Source organism: uncultured Thermus sp. (genome assembly GCF_938010445.1).
Lineage (GTDB): Bacteria > Deinococcota > Deinococci > Deinococcales > Thermaceae > Thermus > Thermus altitudinis.
Genome location: NZ_CALLUR010000142.1, coordinates 1 through 4,331, shown reverse-complemented (window position 1 = coordinate 4,331; position 4,331 = coordinate 1). Strand labels below are relative to the sequence as shown.

Sequence of the window (4,331 nt, the reverse complement as noted above, 5' to 3'; positions counted from 1 at the left end):
ACCCTAGAGGCTCCTTCCCTTCCCGCCCGCTATCCCGACGCCTATCCTGAGGGAAGCCCTTACGGGTACCCCACACGGGCCCGGGCTGGAGAGGCCCTAAGGGCGGCCAAGAGGGTCCTGGCATGGGAGGAGGAGGAGGTTTGGAATGAGCTCAAAAGGCGGATGGCCGCCTGGGAAGCCCTGGGAGAGGCCCGGGTTTACCTCTTGGGCTCGGTGGCCCGGGGAAGCTTCGGCCCAGAAAGGGATATAGACCTGCTGGTGGTCTCCCCCCACCCGCCCAAGGACCCCTTGGAGCACCTCCTCCAGAGCCTGAACCTGGGCCGGGTGGAGACCAAAGGCCTAACCCTCGAGGAGTTTGCCAAGGAAAAGGCCAAAGGGGCCTTGGAGCCATGAAGGGGGAAAGGCTGGACAAGGTCCTCGCCCGCCTGGGCCTAGGAAGCCGCAAGGAAGTAGCCCGCTTGGTGCGAAGCGGCCAGGTGCAGGTGGGGGGCCGGGTGGTCCAGGATCCTGCCTTTCCCGTACCCCCAGGGGCGCGGCTCGAGGTGAACGGCCAATCCCTGGCGCTGCGGCGCCATCACCATATCCTCTTGCATAAGCCGGCAGGGTACATCACCAGCCGCACGGAAGGCCCTTCGGTCTATGCCCTCCTGGAGGGCTTTCCCACCCGGGACCTCTCCCCGGTGGGCCGCCTGGACAAGGACACGGAAGGCCTCCTCCTCTTCACCACCCACGGCGAACTCCTCCACCGCCTCACCCACCCCCGGCACAAGGTGGAAAAGCGCTACCTGGTCCACCTGGAACGCCCGGCCACCTGGGAGGACCAGAAGGCCTTCCGCCAAGGGCTTCTTTTGGATGGAAAACAGCTCCTCCCGGCAGAACTCACCTGGCAGGAGGACCCCACCTGGGTGGAGCTGGTCCTGAGGGAAGGCCGCTTCCACCAGGTGAAGCGCATGTTCCAGGCCCGGGGCAACCGGGTGCTCTATCTGAAGCGGCTCTCCCTAGGCCCCCTCACCCTGGGGGATCTGCCCAAGGGCCAGGCCCGCTACCTCCTGCCAGAGGAGGAGGAGGTCCTATATCGGGCGGTGGGACTTTTCACAGGAACTTAAAAGGGCTTTGGATACACTATCGCCATGTTGCGCCATATCGGCTGGATTTCCCTCCTCGGCCTAGCCCTTGCCCAGCCCGGATCCGAAAGCCCCCCTATCACCGCCATCCTAGTGGTAGAGGAAGACGTCATTGAAGAAGGTCAGCTCCGCACCTATGTGGGCAGCCAAACCCACCCCGTAGCCTCCGAGAAGGAACTGAGGGCGCTCCTAAAAAGGCTGGTGCGGGAGGCAAGGCCTCCCCGGTTCATCTTCCAAGATGGCCGTTGGCGGGGTGTGGAGAAAAAGGGCATCGCCTTGGACGAGGCTGAGGTCCTAACCGCCTACCGGGAGGCCCTTAGCAGGGGCCGCAAGAGCTTCCGCCTCCCCGCCCGCTATACCCCTCCAAGCCCAAGCCTTAAGGAGCTCTACGCCTTAGGGGTGCGGGAACACCTGGCCACGGGGGAGACCGACTTTAGGGGGTCCAGCGCAGCTAGGGCTCATAACCTGCTCCTGGCCTCCAGCAAGCTGGATGGAGTTCTGATCCCCCCGGGGACCTTCTCCTTTAACCAGGCTCTGGGCCCCGTCACGGAGGAGGAAGGCTATAAGGAAGCCTTCGTAATCGTAGGGGATCGCACGGAACAGGGGGTGGGGGGTGGGGTTTGCCAGGTTTCCACCACCCTCTTCCGCGCCTTTTTCTTGGCGGGGCTTCCCATCCTGGAGCGCCACGCCCACAGCTACCAGGTGGCCTACTACAAGCCCCCGGGTCTAGATGCCGCGGTGATCCAACCCTACAAGGATTTAAAGGCGGTGAACGACACCCCAGGCCATATCCTGGTGCAACGCACCGTCCAGGGCACCACCCTCCGTTTCCACCTCTTCGGCACCAAAGACCGGGAAGTGCGCTGGGAAGGCCCCTTCATTTCCGAGAGGAAACCTCCCTTACCTCCCCGGGAAATCCCGGATCCCTCCCTGCCCCCCGGCGTGCGCAAGCAGGTGGACTTTGCCGCCGAAGGTGCCCGGGTGGAGGTGAGGCGCACGGTGCGCTATAGGGATGGCCGGGTTCGGGAGGACAAGGTGGTCAGCGTCTACCGCCCCTGGGGAGCGGTCTACCTGGTGGGGCCTAAACCAGCTCCAAAAGCACCACCCGCTCCACCGGCACCAAGCGGTGGGGCTCCGTAACCCGGGCAGCCTCCCCCCTTTTCAGGTGCAAGTACCGGCCTTGGGGTAGGTCAATGACCAGTTCCCCCTCGAGGACCAGATAAAAGCCCCCTTTCTCCCGGCCCTCTTCCTGGGTTAGGGGGTAGCCCTGCACGGGCACCCCGGGCACCTCCACCCTTCCCTCCCGCGCCAAACGCAGGAAATGCACCTTATAGCTCTCCATCGGGTAGCCACCTCCTGCCCGCCAGGCTACCGCTTGAGCTTGGCCCGGCCCCTAGAGGCCTTGGTTCCCTTGCCGGCCGAGGGGGTTTTAGGGGCAGGGATCAACTTGGGGTCATGCTGGGGACAAGAGGGGTTTAAGCAAGCCCCTTCCCCCTTTTTGGCCAAAGGCCAGCCACAGGCGGGACAGCTCTGCTCCAACAAGGGATAGAAGCTTAAAAAGCCACAGGTGTTGTTCTCACACTTGTAGTAGGGTTTTCCCCGCCGGCTTCGCTTCTCCAAAACCTGGCTCCCACACCTAGGGCAGGCATGACCCGTGGGCTCCCCGTCGTCCCGGGTGTAGTCGCATTCCGGATACCCCGAGCAGGCAATAAAGCTCCCGTAACGGCCTTCCCTGCGCACCAGGGGCTTTCCGCATTTAGGGCAGGCCTCCCCAATGGGCTCCGCTTCCTTTTTCTTTTCCAAAGGCTCGGTATACGTGCATTCAGGATAGCCCGTACACCCCAGAAACTGCCCATAGCGGCTTACCTTTAGCTCCAAAGGCCTTCCGCACTGGGGGCAGATCTTCTTGGGCACCCGGGAAAGCTCCCCCAAGAAGGGCTCGTAAAACTCCCAGACCACTTTAGGCCAAGGAATCTTCCCCTCCTCCACCTGATCCAGCCCGTCCTCCATGCGGGCGGTAAACTCGTAGGCCACCACCTGGGGAAAGCGCTCCTTAAGGTAATGGGTCACCTGGCGGCCCAAAGGGGTGGGCAGGAGGGTGCGCCCCTTGCGCAGCATATACCCCCGCTTCTCCAGGGTTTCCAGGGTGGGGGCATAGGTGGAAGGGCGGCCAATGCCCAGTTCCTCCATGGTCTTCACCAAGGTGGCATCGGTGTAGCGGGGTGGGGGTTCGGTGAAGTGCTGCTTGGGTACGAGCTGGACGGGCTCCGCCTTCTCCCCCTCAGCCACCTCAGGCAGGACAGAGGCTTCCTCCTGGTCTTCCCCCGGCACCTCAGAGGAGGTGGCCTCCCGCCCCCAGGCCTTTAGGTACCCCTCAAACCGCAAAACCGAACCCGAGGCCCGGAAGGTAAAGCGCGGGGTTTCCCCCTCATCCTGCAACAGGACCACCGTCTGCTCATAGAGGGCATCCCCCATCTGGCTGGCCACAAAACGGCGCCAGATGAGGTCATAAAGGCGGTACTCCTCCTCGGAAAGGTACTTCCTCACGCTCTCTGGGGTACGCCGGGCATCGGTGGGCCGGATGGCCTCGTGGGCGTCCTGTACCCCCTCCTTGCGGTTGCGATAGATCCTAGGGGCCTCCGGCAGGTATTCGGACCCAAACATTTGCCGTATGACCTCCCGCGCCACCTGCAAAGCCTCCGGGGACACCCGCACCGAATCCGTGCGCATATAGGTGATGAGGCCCACCGTGCCCTCGGGAAGATCCACGCCCTCATACAGGCGCTGGGCGACGCGCATGGTGCGGCTTGCCGTGTAGCCCAGGCGGCTGCTGGCCACCTGTTGCAGGGTGGAGGTGGTGAAAGGGGGCGGGGGGGATTTGCGCCGCTCCTTGGTCTCCACCCGGGCCACGCGGTAGGCCTTGGCCCAAGCCTCCTCAGCCAGGACCCTGGCCTGGGCCTCACCCTCCAGGTGGAGCCTTCCCTCCTTCTCCCCCTGGCCAGCCCAAAGCCGCCTGCCCTCCACCTCGTAGAGGCTCGCGGAAAGCATCCTGTCCTGGCCCAGGGTGAAAACCCCCTCCAAGGTCCAGTACTCCTCCGGGCGGAAGGCCTCTATCTCCTCCTCCCGCTCCACCAGAAGCCGCAGGGCCACGCTCTGAACCCGGCCAGCGGAAAGGGCCCGCTTGCGGAACTCCAGGGAAAGAAGAGG

General features: G+C 64.0%; 5 protein-coding genes. 3 read left to right on the top strand and 2 right to left on the bottom strand.

Annotated elements, in window-relative coordinates:
• From Q0693_RS07930 to Q0693_RS07920, 3 genes are all read left to right on the top strand, one after another.
• On the top strand, nt 1–393 hold a 393-nt coding region (locus Q0693_RS07930), incomplete at its 5' end, for a nucleotidyltransferase domain-containing protein (RefSeq protein WP_298630557.1).
• Complete coding sequence (locus Q0693_RS07925; RefSeq protein WP_298630555.1) at nt 390–1,106, top strand: pseudouridine synthase; 717 nt, start codon at nt 390–392, stop codon at nt 1,104–1,106. The genes Q0693_RS07930 and Q0693_RS07925, both read left to right, overlap by 4 nt.
• Nucleotides 1,107–1,130: 24 nt before the next feature.
• On the top strand, nt 1,131–2,264 hold the full coding sequence (locus tag Q0693_RS07920; protein ID WP_298630553.1) for a VanW family protein: 1,134 nt from the start codon (nt 1,131–1,133) through the stop codon (nt 2,262–2,264).
• Here Q0693_RS07920 and Q0693_RS07915 read toward each other — a convergent pair.
• Both Q0693_RS07915 and topA read right to left on the bottom strand, forming a co-directional pair.
• Nucleotides 2,206–2,466, bottom strand: a complete 261-nt coding sequence (locus Q0693_RS07915; RefSeq protein ID WP_298630551.1) for a hypothetical protein — start codon at nt 2,464–2,466, stop codon at nt 2,206–2,208. The genes Q0693_RS07920 and Q0693_RS07915 overlap by 59 nt on opposite strands.
• Nucleotides 2,467–2,492: 26 nt before the next feature.
• A partial coding sequence (topA, locus tag Q0693_RS07910) for a type I DNA topoisomerase (protein WP_298630548.1) occupies nt 2,493–4,331 on the bottom strand: 1,839 nt, incomplete at its 5' end.